Source organism: Sphingobium sp. Z007, from assembly GCF_900013425.1.
Classification (GTDB): domain Bacteria; phylum Pseudomonadota; class Alphaproteobacteria; order Sphingomonadales; family Sphingomonadaceae; genus Sphingobium.
The window spans coordinates 1,538,782-1,564,988 of the sequence record NZ_FBXK01000005.1; the positions used below are offsets into that span (position 1 = coordinate 1,538,782).

General features: G+C 64.9%; 23 protein-coding genes. 15 read left to right on the forward strand and 8 right to left on the reverse strand.

All coding sequences use genetic code 11. The features are described from left to right. Positions 1–44: 44 nt before the first annotated feature. A complete protein-coding gene (locus tag CEQ44_RS15475; protein ID WP_088183545.1) occupies positions 45–1,235 on the reverse strand; it encodes a serine hydrolase in 1,191 nt (396 codons plus the stop codon). Between the two features lie 132 nt (positions 1,236–1,367). Between CEQ44_RS15475 and CEQ44_RS15480 the strand changes: the two genes are divergently transcribed. The 4 genes from CEQ44_RS15480 to CEQ44_RS15495 all read left to right on the forward strand — a co-directional run bounded on the left by CEQ44_RS15480 (position 1,368) and on the right by CEQ44_RS15495 (position 8,627). Continuing rightward, the gene (locus CEQ44_RS15480) at positions 1,368–1,880 is read left to right on the forward strand and encodes an RNA polymerase sigma factor (protein ID WP_088183750.1); all 513 of its coding nucleotides are present in this window, start codon (positions 1,368–1,370) and stop codon (positions 1,878–1,880) included. 55 nt (positions 1,881–1,935) lie between these two features. After that, positions 1,936–2,880: a FecR domain-containing protein gene (locus tag CEQ44_RS15485; protein WP_088183544.1), complete on the forward strand. Its 945-nt coding sequence runs from the start codon at positions 1,936–1,938 to the stop codon at positions 2,878–2,880. Beyond that, positions 2,864–5,320, forward strand: coding sequence for a TonB-dependent receptor (locus CEQ44_RS15490; protein WP_088183542.1), 2,457 nt, complete (start codon positions 2,864–2,866; stop codon positions 5,318–5,320). The genes CEQ44_RS15485 and CEQ44_RS15490 overlap by 17 nt, the downstream gene beginning before the upstream one ends. 97 nt (positions 5,321–5,417) lie before the next feature. Then, entirely contained in the window at positions 5,418–8,627 is a 3,210-nt protein-coding gene (locus CEQ44_RS15495) for an autotransporter domain-containing protein (protein ID WP_088183541.1), read from the forward strand. Positions 8,628–8,769: 142 nt separating this feature from the next. On the opposite strand, the gene CEQ44_RS15500 is transcribed toward CEQ44_RS15495, so the two are convergent. The 4 genes from CEQ44_RS15500 to gatC all read right to left on the reverse strand — a co-directional run bounded on the left by CEQ44_RS15500 (position 8,770) and on the right by gatC (position 12,803). Next, the gene (locus CEQ44_RS15500; protein ID WP_088190817.1) at positions 8,770–9,348 is read right to left on the reverse strand and encodes a hypothetical protein; all 579 of its coding nucleotides are present in this window, start codon (positions 9,346–9,348) and stop codon (positions 8,770–8,772) included. A 78-nt stretch (positions 9,349–9,426) separates the two neighbouring features. Further along, on the reverse strand, positions 9,427–10,932 hold the full coding sequence (gene gatB, locus CEQ44_RS15505) for an Asp-tRNA(Asn)/Glu-tRNA(Gln) amidotransferase subunit GatB (protein ID WP_088183539.1): 1,506 nt from the start codon (positions 10,930–10,932) through the stop codon (positions 9,427–9,429). Between the two features lie 99 nt (positions 10,933–11,031). After that, entirely contained in the window at positions 11,032–12,516 is a 1,485-nt protein-coding gene (gene gatA / locus CEQ44_RS15510; RefSeq protein ID WP_088183537.1) for an Asp-tRNA(Asn)/Glu-tRNA(Gln) amidotransferase subunit GatA, read from the reverse strand. Continuing rightward, on the reverse strand, positions 12,516–12,803 hold the full coding sequence (gene gatC / locus CEQ44_RS15515; RefSeq protein ID WP_066603089.1) for an Asp-tRNA(Asn)/Glu-tRNA(Gln) amidotransferase subunit GatC: 288 nt from the start codon (positions 12,801–12,803) through the stop codon (positions 12,516–12,518). Before gatC ends, gatA begins: the two co-directional genes overlap by 1 nt. Before the next feature lie 129 nt (positions 12,804–12,932). Here gatC and CEQ44_RS15520 point away from each other — a divergent pair, with 129 nt between their 5' ends. The 3 genes from CEQ44_RS15520 to CEQ44_RS15530 are packed head-to-tail and all read left to right on the forward strand — an operon-like array spanning position 12,933 to position 14,969. After that, a complete protein-coding gene (locus tag CEQ44_RS15520; RefSeq protein WP_088183536.1) occupies positions 12,933–14,051 on the forward strand; it encodes a DUF3089 domain-containing protein in 1,119 nt (372 codons plus the stop codon). A 32-nt stretch (positions 14,052–14,083) separates the two neighbouring features. Further along, positions 14,084–14,557: a Holliday junction resolvase RuvX gene (gene ruvX / locus CEQ44_RS15525; RefSeq protein ID WP_088183535.1), complete on the forward strand. Its 474-nt coding sequence runs from the start codon at positions 14,084–14,086 to the stop codon at positions 14,555–14,557. Between the two features lies 1 nt (position 14,558). After that, complete coding sequence (locus CEQ44_RS15530) at positions 14,559–14,969, forward strand: Rap1a/Tai family immunity protein (RefSeq protein WP_088183534.1); 411 nt, start codon at positions 14,559–14,561, stop codon at positions 14,967–14,969. Positions 14,970–14,972: 3 nt separating this feature from the next. Here the strand turns inward: CEQ44_RS15530 and CEQ44_RS15535 are convergent, their stop codons facing one another. From CEQ44_RS15535 to serB, 3 genes are all read right to left on the reverse strand, one after another. Beyond that, entirely contained in the window at positions 14,973–16,430 is a 1,458-nt protein-coding gene (locus CEQ44_RS15535) for a murein L,D-transpeptidase (protein WP_088190038.1), read from the reverse strand. 95 nt (positions 16,431–16,525) lie between these two features. Continuing rightward, the gene (locus tag CEQ44_RS15540; protein WP_088183533.1) at positions 16,526–16,780 is read right to left on the reverse strand and encodes a hypothetical protein; all 255 of its coding nucleotides are present in this window, start codon (positions 16,778–16,780) and stop codon (positions 16,526–16,528) included. Between the two features lie 248 nt (positions 16,781–17,028). After that, entirely contained in the window at positions 17,029–17,907 is an 879-nt protein-coding gene (gene serB / locus CEQ44_RS15545; protein WP_088183532.1) for a phosphoserine phosphatase SerB, read from the reverse strand. Between serB and miaA the strand changes: the two genes are divergently transcribed. From miaA to leuA, 8 genes are all read left to right on the forward strand, one after another. Next, the gene (miaA, locus tag CEQ44_RS15550; RefSeq protein ID WP_088183531.1) at positions 17,906–18,850 is read left to right on the forward strand and encodes a tRNA (adenosine(37)-N6)-dimethylallyltransferase MiaA; all 945 of its coding nucleotides are present in this window, start codon (positions 17,906–17,908) and stop codon (positions 18,848–18,850) included. The two genes, serB and miaA, sit on opposite strands and share 2 nt — an antisense overlap. Positions 18,851–18,954: 104 nt before the next feature. Continuing rightward, positions 18,955–20,706: an acetolactate synthase 3 large subunit gene (locus CEQ44_RS15555; RefSeq protein ID WP_088183530.1), complete on the forward strand. Its 1,752-nt coding sequence runs from the start codon at positions 18,955–18,957 to the stop codon at positions 20,704–20,706. A gap of 10 nt (positions 20,707–20,716) precedes the next feature. Next, the gene (locus CEQ44_RS15560) at positions 20,717–21,076 is read left to right on the forward strand and encodes a hypothetical protein (RefSeq protein ID WP_088183529.1); all 360 of its coding nucleotides are present in this window, start codon (positions 20,717–20,719) and stop codon (positions 21,074–21,076) included. Next, a complete protein-coding gene (gene ilvN / locus CEQ44_RS15565; protein ID WP_056682062.1) occupies positions 21,076–21,591 on the forward strand; it encodes an acetolactate synthase small subunit in 516 nt (171 codons plus the stop codon). The genes CEQ44_RS15560 and ilvN overlap by 1 nt, the downstream gene beginning before the upstream one ends. A 195-nt stretch (positions 21,592–21,786) precedes the next feature. Further along, positions 21,787–22,806, forward strand: coding sequence for a ketol-acid reductoisomerase (ilvC, locus tag CEQ44_RS15570; protein ID WP_088183528.1), 1,020 nt, complete (start codon positions 21,787–21,789; stop codon positions 22,804–22,806). Positions 22,807–23,055: 249 nt separating this feature from the next. Then, positions 23,056–23,679 (forward strand): YceI family protein, encoded by a 624-nt coding sequence (locus CEQ44_RS15575; RefSeq protein ID WP_088183527.1) that lies wholly within the window; start codon positions 23,056–23,058, stop codon positions 23,677–23,679. A 3-nt stretch (positions 23,680–23,682) separates the two neighbouring features. Next, positions 23,683–24,282, forward strand: a complete 600-nt coding sequence (locus CEQ44_RS15580; protein WP_088183526.1) for a YceI family protein — start codon at positions 23,683–23,685, stop codon at positions 24,280–24,282. 214 nt (positions 24,283–24,496) lie between these two features. Next, complete coding sequence (leuA, locus tag CEQ44_RS15585; RefSeq protein ID WP_088183525.1) at positions 24,497–26,170, forward strand: 2-isopropylmalate synthase; 1,674 nt, start codon at positions 24,497–24,499, stop codon at positions 26,168–26,170. Positions 26,171–26,207: the final 37 nt, after the last annotated feature.

The window sequence follows — 26,207 nt, forward strand, 5'->3', positions numbered from 1 at the left end:
AAATATCGGCTGATTTCAGCCGTTTCGAACGGAACCTTACGCTGCTATCCGCGTAGCACGGCGTCGACCACGCCCGCGCGCAACTCGGCGCGCACCGGATACGTGCTGGACGGCAGATGCTGCGTCATAAAAATGCCGATTAGTCGGTGGACCGGATCGATCCAGAAATAGGTCGAGAAGACGCCGCCCCAATAATATTCCTCGCTTTCCATGCCCATGGCGAAGCCGAGGCCAAAGCCGACGCCCTGATAGTCGGCTTCGCTGAACATCGCGCTGGACAGGCTGGACAGGTCGCCGCCGCCCGGCAACTGGTTGCTGCGCATCTGCGCCACCGTCTGCGCCGACAGCAGCCGCACGCCGTCCAGTTCCCCGCCGCGCAGCAACATGCTGGCAAAGCGGTGATAGTCCGCAACGCACGACACCAAGCCGCCGCCGCCCGACAGGAAACGCCCCGTCCGCCGCCATCCGCTGCGCGCGCCCAGGTCGGCGATGGCCAGACCGCCATTTTCTTCCAGACGCCAGGCGTCGGTCATGCGGTGCGCCTTGGCATCGGGCAGGACGAAGGTCGTATCGACCATTTGCAGCGGATCGAAGATGCGGGTGCGGAACACCGTCTCCAGGTCCATGCCGGACAATCGCTCGACCGCCACGCCCAGAACGTCGGTCGACACCGAATAATTCCACCGATCGCCCGGCGAAAATTCCAGCGGCAGGGTGGCGAGGTCGGCAATGAACTGGTCGGATGTCCGCTTCTGCTGGAACTCGTCGAGGCCGAGCTTGCGATAGCGCGCGTCGATCGGCGTCTGGCGTTGCAGGCCGTAGGTCAGCCCGGACGTGTGGCGCAGCAGGTCGATCATCAGCATCGGCCGCTTGGGCCTGGCGCGATTGGCCTGTCCCACGCGCAGGTCGGCAAATTCGGGGATGATATCGGTGACGGGGGTATCGAGCGCGACCGCCCCTGCCTCCACCAGCATCATGAACGCGACCGAAGTGATCGGCTTGGTCATGGACGCAATGCGGAACAAGGCGTCTTGCCGCAGCGGTTCGCCGGTCGCCCGCGCCGCGCCGCGCGTGACGGCAACCAAGGGCTGTTCATCGCGCGACAGCAGCAATTGCATATGCGGCAGCTTGCCGGTCGCCAGATAGGTCCGGTCCAGAAAGCCGACCAGCGCCTCCAGCCGGTCGGCGTCCATGCCCGCGGCCTGACACGCCGCCCTGTCTACACCGTCCGTCATGCCGATCCTCTTGCCGTGCCGACCCGCGCTAACCCAACGGCACCGGCAGGTAAACAGCTTGGCCGTTGCCAAGACCCCACCCGCCCCTCTATGGCAACGCGCCAGACCCGCATACACTGGACCACCACAGGCATGGCCACCGGCCTCTCCGCAATCTTCATGGCCAACCGCGCCGCCCTGCTCCGCTTTGTGCGCGCGCGCGGCGCGGGTGAGGATGCCGAGGATCTGTTGCAGGATATGTGGATGAAGCTGGAGGCCAAGGATCTTGGCCCAGTATCCGATCCGCTGCCCTATCTCTATCGCATGGCCAATAATTTGATGCTGGATCGCTATCGGTCCGCCACGCGGCGCGAGCGGCGCGAACAGGATTGGGCGGAGGGCGCAGGCGGCGTGATGGCCGACCCGACCGAGGATATCGCAGTGGACGACCGCATGGTCCTCAACGAACAACTGGACCAGGCCCGGGCCGTGCTACGCGACCTGGGGCCGCGGGTTGAAATGGTGTTCCGCCGCTTCCGTATCGAAGGGGTCGGCCAGCGGGTCATCGCCGACGAACTGGGGGTCAGCCTGACCACGGTCGAGAAGGACTTGCAAAAGGCCTATCGGGCGATGCTGACGCTCAAGCAGAAACTGGATACGGAATGAGCGGGCTGGCGGCGTCTGCTCTAGTACGGGGCACAAAAGAAACGGGGCTGGAGCCATGATCAACGAGGAGGCGCTGGGCTGGGTCGTCCGCACGCGCGATCCCGACTTTGCCGGTTGGGACGCCTTCACCGCATGGCTGGAGGCTGACCCCGCGCATGCGTCGGCCTATGACGCACTGATGCTGGCGGACAGCGCGTTGGACAGCATCCTGCCGCCCGAACCTGTTGCCATGCCGGTTGCAGCCAACGATCCGGGCGTGCGCACGCGGCGTCCGCTGCGCTGGATCGGCGGCGGCGCGATTGCCGCCGCATTGGTCGCAACTGTCTCCATCGCTGTCCTCAATCGCAGCGACATCTACAGCGTCACCACACGCCCCGGCGAAACCCGCGTCATCGCGCTGGACGATGGCACCACCGTCGAACTGAACGGCGGCACGACCATGCGCTTCGACCGGAAGGACGCGCGTTTCGCCGCGCTCGATACGGGCGAAGCCGCCTTCACCGTGCGCCATGACGGCACCAACCCGTTCCGCGTGACTGTGGGCGATACGGTGTTCGAGGATGCCGGGACCGTCTTCAACATCGTCCATACCGACGCTGCGACCCGCATCGGCGTGTCCGAAGGCAAGGTGATCTACAATCCGCAGGCCGAAGCGATCGCCCTGCCCGCCGGTCGCGCGCTGGCGGAGGATGCGCAGGGCCTGCGCGTCATGGATGTCGCGCCCGCCGCCGTCGCCAGCTGGCGGCAGGGCCGGCTGGTCTATGCCAATGCCGCCGTGGGCGACATCAGCCAGGATATCGGCCGGTCGCTGGGCGTCACGCTGACCGCGACGCCGGGCGCGCGGGCGATGCGCTTTACCGGCACGATCCGGCTGGATCGCGATCCGGCGCTGTTCTTTGCGCAGGCGGCGCCGCTGATGGGGCTGACCGCCGTGCGTCAGGGCGACGGCTGGCTCTTGCAGGAAGGGCCGACGAAGGAAGGGAATGGGCCGCAGAGCTGATAGCCTTTTCGTCACCGCCCCCGCAATCGCGATCGTCTTAGCGACGGCAACGCCCGCATCAGGGGCGGAAAGACAGGATATCAGCATCGCCCCCGGCAGGTTGGGCGAGGCGGCGATAGCGCTCGGCCGTCAAACCGGCGCCAGCATCGGCATGTCGGACCAGTCGCTCGCGGGCATCCGCACCCCCGCGATCCAGGGCCGGATGAGCGCGGAGACAGCGCTCAAGCAACTGCTCAACGGCAGCGGCGCGAAGGCGCAGCGGATCGGCGGCAATGGCTGGCGCATCGTGCGCGCCCGCGCCGCGCGCGCCGCGCGCGCCGCGCCAGCCGCCGCGCCCGCCCCGATCCAGGCCGCGCCGGTCGCCGAACAGCCCGCCGCGGAAATCATCGTCACCGCGTCCAAGCGCGACACGCCCTTGCCCCGCTATGCCGGCATGGTGGAAGCGCTGGACGGTGGCCTCTTCACCACGGCGGAGGCGGCGGGCGGCACCGCCACTTTGCTGGCGCGCGTTGCGAGCCTGAGTTCCACCCATGCCGGCGCGGGCCGCAACAAGCTGTTCATCCGCGCCATCGCGGATTCGGGCGTCGCCGGCCCGACCCAGGCGACCACCGGCCAATATCTGGGCGACATGCGCCTGAACTATGCCGCGCCCGACCCCGACCTGAAGCTCTACGACGTCGGCCGGGTCGAGGTGCTGGAAGGGCCGCAGGGCACGCTCTATGGCGCAGGATCGCTGGGCGGCATCATCCGCGTCATGCCCAATGCGCCAAACCTAGCCGAATATGGCGGGCAGATGTCGGCCGGCCTGTCCGCCACCCAGCATGGCGATCCGGGTGGTGACCTGTCCGCGACGCTCAATATCCCGATCGTGTCGGAGAAACTGGCGTTCCGCGTCGTCGGCTATGGCGTGCGCGACGGCGGCTATATCGACGACGTCGATCGCGGCGAGGACGACGTCAACCGCACCCGCACCTATGGCGGCCGCGCCGCGCTGCGCTTCGCGCCGGACGCGGACTGGACCATCGACCTGAACGGCGTTTACCAGCATATCGACGGCGACGACGCCCAATATGCGACCCGATCGGTCGGCCGGCTGCAGCGCGCCTCCGCCGTCGCCCAGCCCTATTATTCCGACTATATGCTGGCCAATCTGCGGATCGAGAAGCAATGGGACAGCCTGCGCTTCGTGTCGTCCACCGGCTATGTCCGCCATGTCCTGGCCGAAAGCTATGACGCGACCCAGCCGGGCGGCCCGCCCGCTTTGTTCCGTCAGCGCAACAAGGTTGAAATCTTCTCGACCGAAAACCGGCTTGTGCGCGACCTGGACAATGGGCTGGGCTGGATATTGGGCGCATCCTATCTGCAAAGCACGTCCGACCTTAATCGATCGCTCACCTCCTTCGGCACCGCCGACATGCAGCCCGTCATCATTCCAGGCGTCGCGATGTTCGGGCGCGGCATGGCCGCGCCAGCGACTGGCGTGCGCAACATGGTCAAGGAAGCGACGCTGTTCGGCGAAGCCTCCTTCGAGCCGGTCAAGGGGCTGATCGCGACCTTTGGCGGCCGCCTGACCAACAGCCGCCTGTCGGGCGAGGCGCTCGATCCGGTCGCCGCCCTCTCCGACAGCGAACTGGCGCGGGCCGAAGCGCAGGCCGACCGCAGCGAAACGATCTTCCTGCCGTCCGCCTCGCTGCTGACGGATGCGATCCCCGACGTCACGCTCTATGCCCGTTTTCAGCAGGGCTTCCGCCCCGGTGGCCTGGCGGTCGACGACCAGCGGGTGCGCCGGTTCCAGAATGATCGCGTTTCCACCGTGGAGATCGGCGCGCGCAAGGGCATGCCGGGCCGCGACGTCTTCGCTGCCAGCGCCAATATCGCTTACACCGACTGGCGCAACATCCAGGCCGACGTCACCGACCGCATCGGCCTGCCCACCACCGCCAATATCGGCGACGGCCGCATCTACACGGTCGAAGGGCGCATCGTCGTGCGGCCGACGCAAGCGATCACCCTGGACGGCAGCATGATCTATAATGACAGCCGCCTGACCCAGCCCAACGACTTCATTCGCGCGCTGTCCTATGACGGCCGTTCGCTGAGCCTGCCCAATGTCGCCAATCTGGGCGGCCGGATCGCCGTGGATTACAACGCGCGGCTGGGCGACGCCATGCGCTTCCACCTGTCCGGCTCGGCCCGCTATGTCGGCAAGTCGCGGCTGGGCGTCGGCCCGATCCTCGGTCAAACCCAGGGCGACTATGTCGACACCAGCCTGTCCGCCAGCCTGACGCGCGGTCCGATCCAATATTCGCTGTCGCTGACCAACCTGCTCGACAGCAACGGCAATCGCTTTTCATTGGGCACGCCGTTCGATCTGCGCACCGACTATTACACCCCGCTGCGTCCCCGCACGGTGCGCGTCGGCGTCGATTTCGCTTTCTGAACAACCATTCATCGCATTGCCTGACGGAAGCCACGGTCCGGCGTCGTCCCATGCGCACGCGCGCCTTTGATACAGCGCGATACGCAGAGGAGACATCATGCGACATCTACTGGCCTGCACGGCGATCGCGCCTGTGCTTGTGGCCCTTACCGTGGCCAATGCCGCGGCCGAAACGACCATCGCCACCGCCACCACTGCGGCCGTCAAAACCTCCACCGTGGCCAACGGCGGACGGGACGACATCACCATCAGTTCGGCGGGATCGATCAAGCTGACCAGCGGCACGGCCGTCACGGTGGACAGCAACAACAAGGTGTCGAACGCGGGCACCATCACCATCAACGACGCGAACAACGCCACCGGCATCCTGGTCGCGCCCGGCACCACCGGCAATATTACCAACAGCGGCACCATCACGCTGACGGAAGACTATACCGCGACCGACACTGACAAGGATGGCGACATTGACGGCGCCTTCGCCAAGGGGTCGGGCAAGACCGCCATCTGGTTCCAGTCCGGCGCGGCCCATGTGGGCAATATCGACCATAGCGGCACGATCTCGATCGAGGGCAACCAGTCGGCGGGCATCCGTCTGGACGGCGCGCTGACCGGCAATCTGTCGACCAGTGGCACCACCAGCGTGATCGGCGACAACAGCTATGGCGTGGTCGCCAATGACGTGACCGGCAATGTGACGCTGCGCGGAACTACCTCCGTCCAGGGCGCCAACAGCATCGGCGCGGCGCTGCTGGGCGACGTTACCGGCGCGGTCAAGATTCAGGGCACGATCGTCAGCACAGGATATCGCAGCACGACCCGCCCCACTGATGTCACGAAGCTGGACGCGGACGATCTGCTGCAGGGCGGATCGGCTGTCGTAATCGCCGGCAATGTGACCGGCGGCATCATCTTCGACATCCCCCCAACGCTGGACAGCACCAAGCCCGACGTCGATGGCGACGGATTGACCGACAGTAGCGAAGGCACTGCCTCAGTCGCCACTTACGGATCGGCGGCGGCGGTCCAGATCGGCGCTGCCGACAGCGCCACGACCATCGGCGCAGTCGCAGCGGGCAATACCGGATATGGCCTGATCGTGAAGGGCGGCATCGCGGGCTACGGCATCTATGACGGCGTCGCCGCCAACGGCCTCGTCATCGGCGGCCTGGGTGGCAATGTATCGATCGCGAAAGGCGTGCAAGTCGCCGGCACGGTCGCGGCCGTCTCCTACGACAGTAACGCCACCGCCATGCGCCTGGGCGCAGGGGCCAGCGCAGAGACGATCGAGGTGAGCGGCACGGTCGCGGCCAGCGGCTCGTCAAAGGATGGAACGTCGGCGCGTGGCCTGGTGATCGACGCAGGTGCGTCGGCGACCGCGATCAAGGTCAGCGGCACCGTGGATGCATCGGCCGCCAGCACGGAAAAGGGCGCGGCCATCGCGATCCTCGATTCGTCGGGCACGGTGTCCAGCCTGTCCAATACGGGCAAGATCAGCGCGTCCGGCGGCAAGACGGGATCGAATATCGCGATCGACCTGACCGCCAACAGCAGCGGCGTCACCTTGACCCAGGCAGCGGCCTCCGCCACCGCCACGGCCCCCAGCATCGTGGGCGACATCCGCCTGGGATCGGGCAATGACGCATTGACCGCGTCGGCCGGCACCATCACCGGAAACCTCAGCCTGGGCGCGGGCAATGACAGTATCGCGCTGTCCGGTGCGTCCAGCCTGACCGGCAATATCGCCTTTGGCGCGGGCACGAGCAGCCTGGCGCTGACGGGCACGTCCCGCATCACCGGCGGGGTCGATTTCGGCGGCGGCGCAGGCACTGTGACGCTGGGCGGCACATCGACGCTGTCGGGCGCGCTCAGCAATGGCGGCAGCGTGGCCGTGGCGCTGGACGGCGGCACGCTCAACGCCACCAATACCGGATCGGTGGCGCTCGCCTCACTCTCCGCGAGCGGCACGTCGACCATCGGCGTCACCATCGATGCCGCCACCGGCGCGAACACCGTCTATACCATCGCCGGCGCGGCCAGCTTCGCCAGCGGATCGATGGTGAAGGTCAACCTGACCGACGTCGGCGGATCGGCGGGGGACTATGTCATCGTGCGCGCCGGATCGCTCAGCGGATCGCCGACCCTCGGCGCGACCACGCTGCTGCCCTATATCTTCAAGGGCAGCGTCGCGGGCAACAACACGACGGGCACCGTAACCCTGTCGATCGCGGCGAAGACCGTGTCGGAACTGGGCCTGAGCGGATCGACCGCCAGCGCCTATTCGGCGATCTTCAACGCGCTGGACAATGACGCCGATGTCGCGGGCGCCTATCTGGCGATCAACGACGGGGCGACCCTGACCGGCAACCTGCGCCAGATGCTGCCCGACCATGCCGGCGGCACCTTCGAAGCCGTCACGTCGGGATCGCGCGCCACCGCCCGCATCCTGTCCGACCCCAACGGCATCTACCGCACCAAGGACGGCCGCCTGGGCTTCTGGTTGCAACAGGTCGCCTTTGGCAGCGCCAAGAGCGTGGGCAGCACCGCCTCCTACGACATCAACGGATGGGGCGCGGGCGGCGGCCTGGAATATCTGAGCGACATCGGCGCGTTCGGCGGCTCCTTCGCCTATATCCATGGCAGCGACAGCGGCGGCGGTTCCAACAATACGGTGGATTCCGACCAGTTCGAGCTGGCGGCGCACTGGCGCGGTCAATGGGGTCCGCTTCAAAGCTTCGCCCGCATCTCGGCCGCCCGCATCAAGTTCGACGGCACCCGCTATTTCGAAAGCGGCGATGTGGTCCGCACGGCGGACGGCAACTGGAACGGCACGCTGCTGTCCGGCACGGCGGGCGCGTCCTATCAATGGCAGATGGGCCGCTTCGCCCTGCGTCCGGCAGTCGGCATCGACTATTACCGGCTCAAGGAAAACGGCTATAGCGAAAGCGGCGGTGGCGATGCGTTCAACCTGACCGTTCTTGGCCGCACCAGTGACGAGTTGACCGCCAACGGCACGGTGACCGCGGGCTACGACTTCGGCAGCCTGAACAAGGAAGATGGCTGGGTCCGGCTGGAACTGGAAGGCGGGCGTCGCCAGATCGTGGGCGGGTCGCTGGGCGACACCACCGCGTCCTTCAAGGATGGCGACCAGTTCACCCTGGTCGCCGAAGACCGCACCAACGGCTGGACTGGCCGGGCGCGCCTCTATGGCGGCACCGACACGTTCCGCGTGGGCGGCGAATTTGGCGCGGAGGAACAACAAAATCACGTCGCCATTTCATTTAGGGCGACGGTAAACTTCGTCCTGTGACGTCTTGAAGATGAAAGGACGGGCCACACCCCACAGACCCTCCCGGTCCGTCCCTTCCGCCCCGGCAACATACCCTCCCCAAGGGCGCCGGGCATAAAAGAGGGGCGTCGCTGGTCCCCCCGGCGGCGCCCCTTTCTTTTTGTCAGGGCAGGTCTTGCCTGATCCGAACCAGAAGCTGGTTCAGCCCCTCTCTCATAATGTCGTTGGATGGCATTGCCTGGTCTTTGCCGACCTTGATTTTAAGGCGCACGGTGCGCGGTTCCATCGACAATGGCGGCCCGCCAGACCATTCGAAAACGAAATCCACATCGCCGGAAAGGGCTTGCCTGTCGCCGGTGCCAAACACACCCCATGATTTAGCGCATAATTTGACGTGCATCGCCTTGAAGCCGATTTTCAGGCCATCGAGCCTATGGCCATCGGCGTCTTGTTCGAAAGCGACCTGTTGCGCCAACATTGTCAAATCTCGTTGGGATCGGACAAAATCCCTGCCACGCAATTTGCTGTGGGGCAGGCACATCAAACCGGCACGAACCGGGCCGACGACGGCTTCGAGTGGAAAGTCGATCGACGTGGCTATCGTACGGATATCGCTTCCCGCCAAACGCCGCGCAGCATCAGCCGGCGTCGAAGGGCGATCCGCCTTATCTTGGGTAGATCGCGCCTCGGACGCGTCCGAACTTATAGAGGCGACAAGCGCCAGCCAAATAAGGAATGTCATAGCCCCCTCTTTCGGCAGCCATGAAAAACACTTGCCCTGTTTACTCAAGCCGAAATCAAAAGCGGCAAGGCCGAAATGCTATCCCGCAAGCGCCTTCTTCACCAGTTCATTCACGACCTGTGGGTTCGCCTTGCCCTGCATCGCCTTCATCGTCTGGCCTACGAAGAAACCGAACAGCGCTTCCTTGCCGCCGCGATACTGGTCGACCTTGTCGCCATTGTCGGCAAGTACCTTGGCCACTGCCGCTTCGATCGCGCCGGTATCGGACGTCTGCTTCAGGCCCTTTTCCTCGACGATCTTAGCCGGCTTGTCGCCGGTTTCCAGCATGATCTCAAACACCTGCTTGGCGATGGTGCCGCTGATCGTGCCGTCGGCGACCAGCGCCAGCAGTTCCGCGCCGTCGGTCGGGCCGACCGGGCTTGTCTCCAACGTCTTGCCCAGGCGGTTAAGTGCGCCGTAAAGTTCGGACAACAGCCAGTTGGCGGACGCCTTGGCGACATCGCTCTCGCTTTTGCCCTGGATGCGCGCAGCCTCCGCCACCAGCGTTTCGAACCAGCGCGCCGTGTCGGCGTCGGCGGTCAGCGTCGCGGCGTTATAGGCGGACAGGCCCAGCGCCTGCTCATAGCGCTTGCGCTTGACGTCGGGCAGTTCGGGCAGCGAGGCGCGGCACGCCTCCAGAAACGCATCGTCCAGTTCCAGCGGCAACAGGTCGGGATCGGGGAAGTAGCGATAATCATGCGCATCCTCCTTTGACCGCATCGACCGCGTCTCGTTGCGGTCCGGGTCATAGAGGCGTGTTTCCTGGACGATCTTGCCGCCCGCCTCCAGCACATCGACCTGCCGGTTCGCCTCATGCTCGACCACGGCCATGACGAAGCGCACCGAATTGACGTTTTTAGTCTCGGTACGGGTGCCGAATTCTTCGCCGGGCTTGCGGACCGACACGTTCACGTCGGCGCGCATCGAACCCTGATCCATATTGCCGTCGCACGATCCGACATAGCGCAGGATGGTCCGCAGCTTCGAGAGGTACGCCCCGGCTTCGGCGGGCGAGCGCATGTCGGGCTTCGACACGATCTCCATCAGCGCCACGCCCGACCGGTTGAGGTCGACATAGGAGCTGGTGGGATGCTGGTCGTGCATCAGCTTGCCGGCATCCTGCTCGACATGGATGCGCTCGACGCCGATCACCTTGGTGCTGGTGTCGGGATTCTTCTCGTCCAGCACGATTTCGATCTGCCCCTCGCCGACGATGGGGTGATACAGCTGGCTGATCTGGTAGCCCTGCGGCAGATCGGCGTAGAAGTAGTTCTTGCGGTCGAAGCGCGACCATTTGTTGATCTGCGCATCGATCGCCATGCCGGTGCGCACCGCCTGGCGGATGCATTCCTGATTGGGCACGGGCAACATGCCGGGCATGGCCGCGTCGACCAGGCTGACCTGCGTGTTCGGTTCCGCCCCGAACGCGGTCGCCGCGCCCGAAAACAGCTTGGCATTCGACGTCACCTGCGCATGGACTTCCAGGCCGATCACGACCTCCCACTCGCCGGTTGCGCCCTGGATGCGATAGCTAGACTCGGTCATATTTTCACACCGTCATCCCAGCGGAGGCTGGGATCTCTCTTTTCTAATGTCACGATAAAGGCAGTGAGATGCCAGCCTGCGCTGGCATGACCCACCTTTTTACCACCACTTGTCCGCCCGCGCGGTAAAGCCCGCCCGTTCCTCAATCGCCAGCCCCGCGTTCAGCACCGTCTGTTCGTCCAGCGCCTTGCCGATGATCTGCAAGCCGAGCGGCAGCCCCTGGCTGTCCAGTCCGCCCGGCACGCTCATCGCGGGCAGCCCCGCCAGCGAGGCCGGCACGGTGAAGACGTCGTTCAGATACATGGCCAGCGGATCGGCCTGCTTTTCGCCCAACGTGAAGGCCGCGCTCGGTGCGGTCGGGGTCAGCAGCAGGTCGCACTTTTCGAAAGCCTGTTCGAAATCGCGCGCGATCAGCGCCCGGACCTTCTGCGCCTGGGTATAATAGGCGTCGTAGAAGCCCGCCGACAGCACATAGGTGCCGATCATGATGCGGCGCTTGACCTCCGGCCCGAAGCCGGCGGCGCGGGTCGCGGCATACATGTCCTGCAAGCCAGCACCATCGGGCAGGTCGCGCTGGCCATAGCGCACGCCATCATAGCGGGCGAGGTTGGACGAGGCTTCGGCAGGGGCGATGATATAATAGGTCGGCAACGCATATTTGGTATGCGGCAGCGACACTTCGACCACCTCGGCGCCCGCGTCCTTCAGCCAGGCGATCCCGCGGTCCCATAGGGCGGAGATTTCGGCGTTCAGGCCGTCGGGGCGATATTCCTTGGGAATACCGACGGTCTTGCCGCTTAGGTCGCTAGACAGATTAGCTTCCCACCGGGGCACTTCCAGATCGAGCGACGTCGAATCCTTGGGATCGAAGCCCGCCATCACCTCAAGCAGCAACGCATTGTCGCGCACCGTGCGCGCCATCGGCCCGGCCTGGTCCAGCGACGACGCGAACGCCACGATGCCCCAGCGCGAACAGCGGCCATAAGTCGGCTTGATACCGGAAATGCCGGTGAAGGCGGCCGGCTGGCGGATCGACCCGCCGGTGTCGGTGCCGGTCGCTGCCGGGCACAGCCGCGCGGCGATCGCCGACGAAGACCCGCCCGAAGACCCGCCGGGCGCCAGCGCGGCATTGCCGCCATCCTTACGCCGCCAGGGCGAAATCACATTGCCATAATAGCTCGTCTCGTTGGACGATCCCATGGCGAACTGGTCGAGGTTCAGCTTGCCCAGCATCCCCGCGCCCGCCGCCCACAGCTTGCCCGACACGGTCGATTCATAGGTCGGCACAAAGCTTTCCAGCATATGGCTGGCGGCGGTTGTCTGCGTGCCTTCGGTGCAGAACAGGTCCTTCATGCCGATCGGCACGCCGGCCAGCGCGCCCAGCGCTTCGCCAGCGGCCTTCGCCTTGTCGGCGGCGTCAGCGGCTTCCAGCGCCTTGTCCGGCGTTTCCACGATGAAGGCGTTCAGCGCCTTGGCCGCCGCGACATTGGCGTTGAAGCCTTCCGCCACTTCGCGCGCAGAAAAATCGCCTGCGCGAAAACCGTCGCGGATTTCGGCGACGGTAAGATCAGTAATGTTGGTCATTATTCGATCACCTTGGGCACCGCAAAGAAGCCATGTTCGGCCTGCGGCGCGTTCGCCAGCACCTTGTCGCGGACATTGCCGTCGGTGACGACGTCCTGACGCAGCCTTTGGTGGTTGGGGATGACGGCGGTCATCGGCTCAACGCCAGTGACATCCACCTCGCCCAATTGCTCCACCCAGCCAAGGATGTTGTTGAGTTCAGGCACCATGGCCTCTGCTTCGGCGTCGGTCACCGAAATGCGCGAGAGGCTGGCGATCTTTTTCACGGTTTGAAGGTCTATCGACATGGGCCGCCGCTACCACCCGCGCCGGTCCGCTTCAAGCTGGTTTCGCGCCCCTTGCGCGCACCGGCAGCTTGCGTAAGACAGGAGCGCGCAAATGGGGGCGGCGTCGCCCCTGAAAATCGGAGAGCAAGGGTGGCCCGCAAATTCCTCTATGTCATCGCAACCCTGGTGGTGCTGATGATCGCGGCGTTCGCCATCTATGCGATCTGGGGGATGCAGCTCATCCGCCTGGTGATGGTCCCGCGCGAGGCTTTTGCCCAGCTCCAGCCGCTGTCCGCCAATGCCTATGACGATCCCAAAATGTGGCTGGCGCGGCCCGACATCGTGAAGGACAATCCTGCCCTCTGGACCCCGGCGGGCGTGAGCGGCGGCGCATCGGCGCAAAAGGCCGCCATCTTCTTCATCCACCCGACCAGCTATATCACCACCTTCGGCGACGCCCACTGGAATGCGCGGATCGGCGACAAGGAAGCGGACGCCACCGCCCGCCGCTTCGTCATGGGGCAGGCCAGCGCCTTCAACGCCGCCGGCGCAGTCTGGGCGCCGCGCTATCGCCAGGCCAATTACGGCGCGTTCCTGACCGACAAGCCGGCGGGCGACCAGGCGCTGGCCGCCGCCTACCGCGATGTGGCCCAAGCCTTCGCCGCGTTCCTCAAGGCCAATCCCACCGGCCCGCTGATCCTGGCAGGCCATAGCCAGGGGTCGCGCCACCTGTTGCAACTGCTGCGCGAACAGGTGGCGGGCAAGCCGGTCGCCGACCGCATCGCCGCGGTCTACGCCGTCGGCTGGCCGGTATCGGTGGAGGCGGACCTGCCTGCGCTCGGCCTGCCCGCCTGCGGGCGGCAGGATCAGGCGCATTGCATCGTTAGCTGGCAAAGCTATGCCGAACCGGCCGATCCCTCCGCCGTGGTCGAGAGTTTCGAGCGCAAGACCGGCTACACGGGAAAACCCCGCAAGGGCACGCATATGCTCTGCACCAACCCGATCACCGGCGCGTTCAACGGCGCAGCGCCCGCCAGCGCCAACAAGGGCACGCTAGACGCGCGGGAGGAAGGCAAGCCGCCCAAGCTGCTGACCGGCATCGTCCCGGCACGCTGCGACACCAGCGGCGTGCTGATGATCGGGGAGCCGGTCGACATGGGTCCGTTCACCCTGCCGGGCAATAACTACCATGTGTACGACTACAGCCTGTTCTGGGGCAATGTGCGCGAGGATGCGCAAAAACGCCTGGCCGCCTTCCTCAACAAGTGACAGGCGCGCCCGGACCTGTCAGGGGCGCTGGCATGGCATTGGTAACAACGGACCGCTTCGCATTCCGCATGACGCTGCCCCAGGGCGGACGGCTGATCGGCATGGACGTGGGGACAAAGACGATCGGGCTGGCCCTGTGCGACGCCAGCTGGTCGATCGCCAGCCCGGCGCACACGATCACGCGCGGCAAGTTCAGCAAGGACAAGATGACCTTGGCTGCCTTCATGGACCAGCAGCAGGTCAAGGGCATCGTTATCGGCCTGCCGCTCAACCTGGACGGGACGGGCAGCCCGCGCAGCCAGTCGAGCAAGGCCTTCGCCCAGAATCTGGCCGACCTTGGGCGGCCCGTGCTGCTATGGGACGAACGCTGGTCGACCCAGGCCGTCACCCGGACCCTGTTGGAAGCCGACGCCAGCCGCGCCCGCCGCGACGTCCTGGTCGACAAGCTGGCCGCCAGCTACATCCTGCAGGGCGCGATCGACGGGCTGGTGGCCGGGATGGAATAAGATGACCAAGCCGTTCCGACATCTTTTATCCGCCGCCGCCCTGGCAACAGGCACCCTCATCCCCGCCGCCGCACAGGCCGGATTCTACAGCGGTGACGACCTCTATACCGTCTGCACGACAGACAAGGACGGCAAGGATTATTTCGAAAAATCCTATGAATGCGTCGGCTATATCAGCGGTGCGGTGGATGCGTTCAACACGACGCGAGAAGCGAACAAGCTCAAAAGCTGCATCCCCGGCGACGTGACGATCAGCCAGTTGCGCGCAGCCACGGTCGATTATCTGAGCAAGAACCCAATCGACCGTCGGCAATCCGCCTCGTCTCAGGTGTTCGCGGCCATGCGCAAATCATGGCCATGCCCTACCGCTAACAAGGCATCGGCGAAGAAGGCCAGCCGCAAGAAGCGCTGATCCCTATTCCCCGTCCCGCCCGTAAACATCGGGCAGGAACTGCACCCCCTGCGCGGTCGGCACGGCGGTCAGATAGGTCAGGAATACCGGCACCGGCTGGGGCAGCGGCTCATGCTGTTCGGGCGCGTCGCTATCGGTCGTCGGCGTCTTGCCGAAGAACCAGCGGCCCAGCCGCTGCGCATCCTCCAGCCGGACGCAGCCATTGCTGAAATGCCGGTCCTCCTTAGCGAACAAGTCGCGCTGCGGCGTGTCGTGCAGGTAGATGCCGAGGTCATTGGGGAACATGAACTTGATCCGCCCCATGGCGTTAGTGCCGCCCGGCAATTGGCGCACGCGCACTTCGCTCTGCCCGGCCGCTACCGCCCGCCAATCGATCGCGCTCTGCGCCAGCGGCGCGGGGTTGGCGCTCCAGTCGGCCAGCGCCTCATAGCGCAGGCTTTTAAGCGACGCGCCGTTCAGGATCTTTGGCGCAACCCTAGTTTCGACCAAGTCGGACGGGATATTCCAGTAAGGGTTGAGCGTGGCATAACGGATCATCCCCGCCATCAGCGGCGTCTGCGTTTCCTTCGTCCCGGCGACGACCTTCATCGTGCCGTCCAGCGCGCCCTTGCTATAATACCATAGCCGCGCCGACGCGGCGTCCACCACGACATGGCGGGTCCAAGGACCGGGCAATATGCGCGCGCGCTCCAGATTGAGCGCCAGCAGGCGATCGTAGCGCCCCGGCCCGTCGTTCAGCGCTGCGACAGTTGCGACGCCTGCGACGCCATCGGGCTTGAGACCATGGTCGGTCTGGAAGGCCCTCACCCTCGCCGCCAGCGCCTTGTCATAGGCGACGCCGTCCGGCAGGCCCAGCCGATGGCGCAGCAGCGCGATCTCCGGCGCCTTGCCGCCGGGGCGCAGCTTGACGCCTTCGGGGATCTGCACCGCCGGCAGGTCGCCCCATATGTCGAGATAGCGCGCCCGCGCGCTGCGCAGCCGCATGTAGAGCGGACTCATCCACCCGGCGGTCTGGATATAGTCGGTGAGCGATGGCGCGAGCGATGCGGCGCGCACGATGTCGGCCGGACCCGGTGGCTTGGGTTCCGCCTCCTGATCGATATAGCGCATCTTCACGCCCCTGGCCGGACGGCGCATGTCGGCGACCAGCGCGGCAAAGGCGCGCGACAAAGCGAGATCGGCGCGGGCCAGCGCCTTGGCGCTGCCTTCGCCGTCCGCCGCGTCGATCAGCCGTTGCAGGTCGCGCGCATCATAGTCGCGCGGGTCCAGGCCATCGGCCTCGCTATCGCCGATCAGCGCCAGCAGGGCGTCGGCCTGCGGCCCGATGCGATCCTGCTCGACCCACAGCGGCCAGAAGCCGCGCGGGCCATAGAAATCCTTGAGCTTGCCGCTGACGCCCGCCCGAATTTCGGCGGCGACGCTGGATTGGGCGGCCTTTTCAGGTGCTACGCCCTGCGCCATCGCGCCATGAAGCGTTGGGGTAGCGGCCAGCAGACAGGCGATCAGCGGAAGCGAGGGGGCGCGACGCACTCGCCGCGCCCGAAAAGCCGTATGAATCAGCCGCGTTCTCCCCGGCGGGTCGGCGGCGGCGGCGGTGGTGGCGGGCAAGGCGGACCCTGCACTGCGTGATAGATGCCATCGGCGGTATAATAGCCATCGACATAGCCGTCGCCGTCTCGGTCGGCCGCGACGGTTCCGGCGATCGCGCCGGGGCCGACGGGCGGCGCCGACATCACGGGCGCTTCATTCTTGGTGCAGGCGCTGAGCGCGAACAGTCCGCCAGCAGCCAAGGCCAGATATTTATAGTCCATAGAAACTCCCTGTACGCCTGGGCGGGAGGCCGCCTTGCGCCGTTAGACTCCTCGCCGCGACCCATGCGGCTCGATGCTAACGTGCGGGCGCGCGATAAAATCCATTACCCGAACGACATGACGATGAAGCGTGGCACAGTAGCGACCATCTGAATAAGCAGCTTTCCTGCGTAAGCAGAAGCCCAGGGTGGGCGAGCGCAGCTTATGGAACTCTGCGCTCCTGCTTGCGCAAGAGCACGCCGCTCATTCTACGTCAGCACCCATTCCGCCGAAGCAATGCCTTGCGCGTAGAGCAGCACCGACAGGTCGCCATGGACGATTTCCGCCGCCGCAGCAGCGCGCGTCACCGGCTTGGCGTGATAGGCGACGCCCAGCCCCGCGCCCTGGATCATCGGAATGTCGTTGGCGCCATCGCCCACCGCAAGCGTCAGCGCCCGGTCGATGCCGCCGGCGATGGCCGCTTCCAGTTCGGTCCGCTTGCGCGCGGCGTCCACGATCGGCGTGGTGACGGTGCCCAGCAAAGCGCCGTCGGCGATCTCCAGAACATTGGCGACATTGGCATCGAAACCGATCTCTTGCGCCACCGGCCCGGTGAAGCGGGTGAAGCCGCCCGACACAAGCAGCGTCTTTGCGCCGCGCGCCTTCATCGTGCGGACCAGCGCCTTCGCGCCACCCATGATGACGACGCGCTCTTCGCGGCACTGATCGATGGCGCTGTCGGGCAGGCCCTTGAGGAGCGCGACCCGGCCATGCAGTGCGCCCTCGAAATCCAGTTCGCCGCGCATCGCCCGCTCGGTGATCTCCGCGATCTGCGGCTTGATGCCCGCATAGTCGGCCAGTTCGTCGATACACTCGACGGTGATCATGGTGGAATCCATGTCTGCGATCAGCAGCATCTTTGCGCGGCCCTCGACCGGCTGGACGATCACGTCCACCTTGTCGCCTACATCGGTCAGTGCCGCGCGGGCGGCTACCGGATCAGCGGCGAAGAAGAGGTCGGCGGCCTTACCCTCGTCCAGCCATGCGACATCGCCCGGCTGGCATCCGGCATCGCGCAGCCGGTCGCTCGCCTGCGCAATATCCCCCTGCCCGAGTCGATCACTTGCCACTAAGGTCGCGACGAACATGCACACTCCTGAACCCATTGCGGGCGAATCCCGCCCGCGCGTCGCGCTTATTGCCGGGCCGACCGCCAGCGGCAAGAGCGCGCTCGCTTGTCGCTTGGCGCAGGTAACCGGGGGCGTCGTCATCAATGCCGACGCCAGCCAGGTCTATGCCGACCTCGCCATCCTGTCCGCCAGGCCAAGCCCGCAGGAGATGGGCGATGTCCCCCATCGTCTGTTCGGTCATATCGATGGCGCGGAGGCCTGCACCGCGCCGCGCTGGGCGGCCGAGGCGAAGGCGCAGATCGCCGCGGCGCATGAGGCGGGCAAGCTGCCGGTGCTGGTTGGCGGCACCGGCCTCTATATCCGCACGCTGCTGGACGGGATCGCCCCGGTGCCGGAGATCGACATCGACATACGCGCTGCCGTGCGGGCCTTGCCGGTCGCAGAAGCACATGAAGCCCTGTCGCGAGAAGACCCCGAAGCCGCCGCCCGCCTGGCCCCGGCCGACACCACCCGCGTTGCCCGCGCGCTGGAGGTGGTGCGATCGACCGGTCGCCCGCTCAAGATATGGCAACAGCATAAGCAGGGCGGCATCGCCGATCGCATCACCCTGGGGCCCATGATCCTGCGCCCGCCGCGCGACTGGCTGATCGATCGCTGCGACCGCCGTTTCGCGCAGATGATCGACGCTGGCGCGATCGCCGAAGTGAAGGCGCTGCTAACCCGCAACCTCCACCCAGACCTGCCTGTCATGCGCGCGATCGGCGTGCCGGAGATCGCCGCCTATCTGCACGGAGACAACGATCTGGACAGTTGTATCGCCAAAGCGACCCTCGCCACCCGTCAATATGCCAAGCGCCAATATACCTGGTTCACCAACCAGCCCCCGCCCGCCTGGCCGCGCGAAGAACGAGAGATAGATGCTAAAATCATCGATGAATTAGCAATTAAGTTACAACAATAGGGGTTGACCCGTCATTTTGTGTCCATTAGAGGCAGCCACCTTGTCATCGCAGGCGTGCTGTCGCAAAGGACGTCGACCTGCACCCAGAACAGAAGGATTTTATCGTGGCCGAAAAGAGCGGCGCGGACATATTGGTTGAATGCCTGATCGATCTCGGTGTCGAGGTCGTGTTCGGCTATCCCGGCGGCGCGGTGCTGCCGATCTATGACGCGCTCTACAATCATCCCACGATCAAGCATGTGCTGGTCCGCCACGAACAGGGCGCGACCCACATGGCGGAGGGCTATGCCCGGTCGACCGGCAAGCCCGGCGTCGTGCTGGTCACGTCCGGGCCCGGCGCGACCAATGCCGTCACCGGCATCACCGACGCGCTGATGGATTCGATCCCCATGGTCGTCATCACCGGCCAGGTGCCGACGCAACTGATCGGCACGGATGCTTTCCAGGAAGCGGACACGATCGGCATCACGCGCCATTGTTCGAAGCATAATTATCTGGTGAAGACGCCCGGCAAGCTGGCCGAGGTGATTCATGAGGCGTTCCATATCGCCACTACCGGCCGTCCCGGCCCGGTCGTCGTCGATATCCCCAAGAACGTCCAGATCGCCACCGCGCCCTATGCGAGGCCGGAACTGAAGGTCCATGCCAGCTATCGTCCGCAGACGAAGGCAGACGCGGCAGGCATCGACGCAGCGGTCGAAATGCTGGCGGCAGCGGAACGGCCGGTCTTCTACACCGGCGGCGGCGTCATCAATGCTGGTCCGCAAGCCAGCGCCCTGTTGCGCGAACTGGCGGCGCTGACCGGCGCGCCCGTTACCTCCACGCTGATGGGTCTGGGCGCTTACCCTGCATCAGGGGACGCCTGGCTGGGGATGCTGGGGATGCACGGCACCTATGAAGCCAATTGGGCGATGAACCAGGCCGACCTGATCCTGTGCATCGGGGCGCGGTTCGACGATCGCGTCACCGGCCGTCTGGACGCCTTCGCGCCCAACAGCCGCAAAATCCATATCGATATCGACCGCAGCTCGATCAACAAGATCGTCGATGTCGACGTCGCCATCGTTGCCGATGTCGGCAGCGCACTGGACGACATGATCGCCCTGTGGAAGCAGCGTAACCATCAAAAGGTCGACCTGACCGAATGGTGGGCGCGGATCGCCGGCTGGCGGGCGAAAAGATCGCTCGACTATGCCGAAAATGGTGTCGAGATCATGCCCCAGCGCGCGATCGCGGACCTGTATGCCGCGACGAAGGCGACCGGCAAGGACATCATCATCACCACTGAAGTCGGCCAGCATCAGATGTGGGCTGCCCAGCATTTCGGCTTCGACGCGCCGAACAAGTGGCTGACCTCCGGTGGCCTGGGTACGATGGGCTATGGCTTCCCGGCCGCCATCGGTGCGCAGATGGGCAATCCCGACAGCATCACCATCTGCATTGCGGGCGACGCCTCCATTCAGATGAACATTCAGGAACTGGGCACCGCGTCACAATATCGCCTGCCGGTGAAGATCTTCATCCTGAACAATGAATATATGGGCATGGTCCGCCAGTGGCAGGAACTGACCTATGAAAGCCGCTATTCCAACAGCTATTCCGACAGCCTGCCCGATTTCGTGAAACTGGGCGAGGCCTATGGCTGGACCGGCATCCGGATTGAGGGGCCGCAGGAGCTGGAGGCCGGCATCCGCCAGATGCTGGAAACCGACGGCCCGGTGATCGTGGATTGCCGCGTCGCGAAAATGTCCAACTGCTTCCCGATGATCCCGTCGGGCGCATCCCATACCGACATGCTGCTTGATCCCAACCAGATCGCAGGCGTGATGTCGGACGAGGCGAAGGCGCTGGTATGATGGTCGTCCTGTGACGCAGCATCTCAAGCTGCGCATCCATGTGACGGAGCCGTGGGATTTCGAGAGAAATGCGGGCAGCGCCGAACTGACCGGCTGGACCATAGACCATGCCGACCCGGACAATGAGGAATGGGAAGTGCATCTGGACCATGGGTTCGACTTTAACGAGCGGCATATCGGCACATTGCTGGCCGGTCCCCGCTATGTAGGCGAGCATCTGGTGCGTATGTTCGACGCGGTGACGGGCTTTCCCGTCCGCCTGGCCCATCGGCAGGACAATGGCTGGCATTACGCCTTCACGGCGATGATTTCGCAGCGCCATGACGATCATGATGGCGCGGCAGTTACGGATAACGGGACAAGCATCTGATGCATATCCAGGAAGAACTCAGCCAGCGGCACGTCCTGTCGCTGACCGTTTCGAACGAAGCGGGCATATTGGCGCGCATCGCGGGCCTGTTCACCGCGCGCGGCTATAATATCGACAGCCTGACCGTGGCGGACATCACGCAGGATCACGGCGTCAGCCGCATCACCATCGTCACCAACGGCCCGCCCAAGGTGATCGACCAGATCATAGCCCAGCTCGACCGGTTGGTGCCCGTCCACAAGGTGACCGACCTGACCGAGGCCGGTCCCTTCGTGGAGCGCGAACTGGCACTGGTGAAGGTCGCAGGCGTGGGCGAGGACCGGATCGAGGCGCTGCGCCTGGCTGATGTGTTCCGCGCCAAGGTGGTCGATACCACGATCGAAAGCTTCATCTTCGAGATCACCGGCACGACCGACAAGATCGACAATTTCGTCGGCCTGATGCGCCAGATCGGCCTGGTCGAAGTCGGCCGCACCGGCGTCGTCGGGCTGATCCGGGGCAAGGAAGCGAATTAATTTCCCTCTCCCCATCGGGGGAGAGGGTTGCGCAGACTTGGCGGCGTAGCCGCCTAGTCGCAGCTGGGAGAGGGGGCAGCGACGGTTCGTGCGTCCCCCCTCTCCAATTCCATCTAGGTCCGGCTTCGCCGAACCAAGATTTCATATCCTCTCCCCCGGCGGGGCGAGGAAATCCGTTCGAGGGAAGAGACAATCATGAAGGTTTATTACGATCACGACGCGGACATCGGCCTGATCAAGGGCAAGAAGGTCGCCATCCTGGGTTACGGTTCGCAGGGTCACGCCCATGCGCAGAATCTGCGCGACAGCGGCGTGGCCGAAGTCGCCATCGCCCTGCGTGCCGGTTCGCCGTCCGCCAAGAAGGCCGAAGGCGCAGGCTTCAAGGTGCTGCCGAACAAGGAAGCCGCCGCCTGGGCCGACGTGCTCATGATCCTGGCCCCCGACGAGCATCAGGCCGCCATCTACGCCGACGACATCCACGCCAATCTGCGCCCCGGCGCGGCGCTGGCCTTCGCCCATGGCCTGAACGTCCATTTCGGCCTGATCGAAACCCGTAAGGACGTGGACGTCATCATGATCGCGCCCAAGGGTCCGGGTCACACTGTCCGCGGCGAATATGTGAAGGGCGGCGGCGTGCCCTGCCTGATCGCGATCCATCAGGACGCGACCGGCAATGCGCATGACATCGCCCTCTCCTACGCTTCGGGCGTCGGCGGCGGCCGCAGCGGCATCATCGAAACCAACTTCCGCGAGGAATGCGAAACTGACCTGTTCGGTGAACAGGCCGTGCTGTGCGGCGGCGCGACCGCGCTGGTCCAGGCCGGTTTCGAAACCCTGGTCGAGGCTGGCTACGCGCCGGAAATGGCCTATTTCGAATGCCTGCACGAACTCAAGCTGATCGTCGACCTGATGTATGAAGGCGGCATCGCCAACATGCGCTATTCGATCAGCAACACCGCCGAATATGGCGACATCAAGACCGGCCCGCGGATCATCACCGAAGAAACCAAGAAGGAAATGAAGCGCGTATTGGCCGACATCCAGTCTGGCCGTTTCGTCAAGGACTTCGTGCTCGACAACCGCGCCGGTCAGCCGGAACTGAAGGCCAGCCGCATCGCCGCCAAGCGTCATCCGATCGAGGAAACCGGCGCCAAGCTGCGCGCCATGATGCCCTGGATCGGCGCGAACAAGCTGGTGGATCAGGAAAAGAACTGACGGCCTCAAAAACCGTTCGTCCTGAGTAGCCATTGAGCGAAGTCGAAATGGCGTATCGAAGGATGCTTCGATACGAGGCTTCGACAAGCTCAGCCTCTACTCAGCACGAATGGCGTTGTGCTCAATTCTCCTGCTGCCGTCTTGCGGCCGAAAAGGGAACGATCCGTTTCCGCACACGGCTCTGGCGCAATCGAGGGGCGTGGCTTATTCAAGCTGCGCCCCTTGAGAGTTTTACGGAGAGTCTGTCCCATGAAGAAATTTCTGATCCCTGCCGCCGCCCTGATCGCGATTGCCGGCGGCACCGTCGTCGTCGCGCAGATGCCGACCAGCGCGCCCGGCACTAAGGACGTCGCCAAGGTCACCGGCGGCACGTACAAGGTCGATGGCGGCCATACCCAGGTCGTCTTCGCCTGGAACCATATGGGTTTCACCAATAATGCCGGCACCATCGCCGAGCCAACCGGCACGCTGACCCTGGACAAGGCGAACCCCGCCGCATCCAAGGTGTCGGTTCAGTTCACGATCGCCAATCTGCGCACCGGCGTCGCCAAGCTTGACGAGCATCTGATGAAGGCGGACTTCTTCGACGCCGCCAAATTCCCGACCGCGACCTTCGTGTCCACCAGCGTCAAGCCCGAAGGCGCGAGCGGCGCGGAAATCACCGGCAACCTGACGATCAAGGGCGTGACCAAGCCCGTCACGCTGGACGCCGAATTTTACGGCGCGGGCGTGCAGCCGATGAGCAAGAAGGAAAATGTCGGCTTCGTCGCCACCGGCACGATCAAGCGCAGCGAATTCGGCATGGGCTATGGCGTGCCTGTCGTCGGCGACGCGATCGAATTGAAGATCATCGCCGGCTTCGAAAAGCAATAAGCCGTGCGCCGTCCGGCGCAAGCCGCGCTGCTCCTGAGCATCGTCGCGCTTGCGCCGGCGGCCGCCCCGCCGCCCGCCCTTTATGCGCCCGGCCGCTATCAGGTCGATAGCGTCGCGACCAAGGTGCATTTCCGCGTGAAGGCGCTTGTGGGCGGCTATGAAGGCGATTTCGTTGCGCCCGACGGCGCTGTGACCATCGACCCGGCACGGCCCGACCGCGCGGCCGTGGACATCAGCTTCCCGGTGGAAAAGCTGGCCACCGGCGACGCCTCCACCGACGCGATGCTGAAGGGCGACAGCTTTTTCGACATGGCGCATTTCCCGACCATTCGCTTTACCGCGCAAAATGCCCCGCTGGCGCGCAGCGATGCGCCCACGCCGATAGCCGGGGAACTGACGATGCATGGGCAGACCCGCCCCGTCACCCTCTCCGTCCGGCTGGTCGGCACGACCCCCGACGAAGCGCCGGGCCTGTCCACCCTGCATTTCGTCGGCGCCATGACGGTCGAGCGCAGCCAGTTCGGCATGGGCTTTGGCCGACCCTTCGTGGCCGACAAGGTGGACCTTGGCATCGACGCGATTTTCAGCCGCGCGCCATTATGATCTTTACCCCCGCCCGGCAAACGGGTTAAGGAGATGCATCATGCAGAGCGGCACGCTTCTTACCCTGCTACGACTTACACGCCCTTAGGCGTGGTTTTTATGCTGCCTTTCGACTATGGGCAGCACCGATCCGCCTAAGGGCCTTCATCGCAGTCAAGTCATATACCGGAAAGCGCCCACCCGCGCGCCGCTGGCAAAGAAGTAGTGTAATCCCATGATGCTGACCGATCCCTCGCAGAAATACCGTGCCTTTCCGCAGGTGGACCTGCCCAATCGCCAATGGCCCGCCCAGGTCATCACCGCCCCGCCGCGCTGGCTGTCGACCGACATGCGCGACGGCAACCAGTCGCTGATCGACCCGATGAACGCGGAAAAGAAGCGCCGCTTCTTCGACCTGCTGCTCAAAGTGGGCGTCAAGGAGATCGAGATCGGTTTCCCCGCGGCCGGCGCGACCGAATTCGACTTCATTTCCGGGCTGGTCCGCGACGGCGCGATCCCCGACGATGTGATCGTGCAGGTGCTGACGCAGGCGCGCGCCGACCTGATCGCCACCACCTTCGAATCGCTGCGCGGCGCGCCCAAGGCGATCGTCCATGTCTATAACGCCGTGTCGCCCGCCTGGCGCAACATCGTGTTCCAGATGAGCCGGCCGGAGATCAAGGAGATCGCCGTCAACGCCGCCAAGCTGCTGCGCGACAATGCGGCGGCGCAGCCGGACACCGACTGGCATTTCGAATATTCGCCCGAAACCTTCTCCACCGCCGAGCTGGATTTCAGCCTGGAATGTTGCGAGGCGGTGATGGACATCCTCCAGCCGACGCCCGACCGCCCGCTGATCCTGAACCTGCCCGCGACGGTCGAATGCGCGACGCCTAACATCTATGCCGATCAGATCGAATGGATGTGCCGCCATATCAGCAAGCGCGACAGCGTGGTCATTTCCCTGCATCCGCATAACGACCGGGGCACCGGCGTCGCGGCGGCGGAACTGGGCCTGATGGCGGGCGCCGACCGCGTCGAAGGCTGCCTGTTCGGCAATGGCGAGCGGACCGGCAATTGCGATCTGGTGACCGTCGCGCTCAATATGTACACGCAGGGGATCAACCCGCAATTGGACTTCAGCGACATCGACACCGTCATCCAGACGGTCGAATATTGCAACCAGTTGCCAGTCCACCCGCGCCACCCTTATGCCGGCGAACTGGTGTTCACCGCCTTTTCCGGCAGTCATCAGGACGCGATCAAGAAGGGCTTCGCCGCGCAGGAAGCGCGCAACGACCTGATCTGGGACGTGCCCTATCTGCCGATCGACCCCAAGGATCTGGGCCGCGATTATGAAGCGGTGATCCGCGTCAATTCGCAATCGGGCAAGGGCGGCGTCGCCTGGGTGCTGCAACAGGACAAGGGCTATAAGATGCCCAAGCGGATGCAGGCCGAGTTCTCCAAGGTCGTGCAGGCGATGGCGGACGAAAGCAGCCGCGAACTCAACGCCGCCGACATATGGAGCGCGTTCCAGGCTCATTACCGCCTGACGGGCGAGCAGGCCTATAGCCTGATCGACTATCATGAGAGCGGCGTCGCGGGCGACCGCATCTTCACTGGCAAGATCGCGCATGAAGGGGTGGAGCGCTCGATTTCCGGGCGCGGCAACGGCCTGCTCTCCTCGGTGCTGGCCGCGCTGCGCGACGAATTCGGCGTCCAGTTGGAGATCGCCGACTATAGCGAACATGCGATCGGCGCGGGCAGCGACGTCAACGCCGCCGCCTATGTCGAATGCCGCACGCCTGATGGCCGCACCGTGTTCGGCGTGGGGACCGATGCGGATGTCGCGACGGCGTCGGTGCAAGCGGTGTTGTCGGCGGCGAACGGGATTGCGGCGCGGGGGTAAGGCGCACGCGAACAAAAACCGTTCGTGCTGAGTAGGG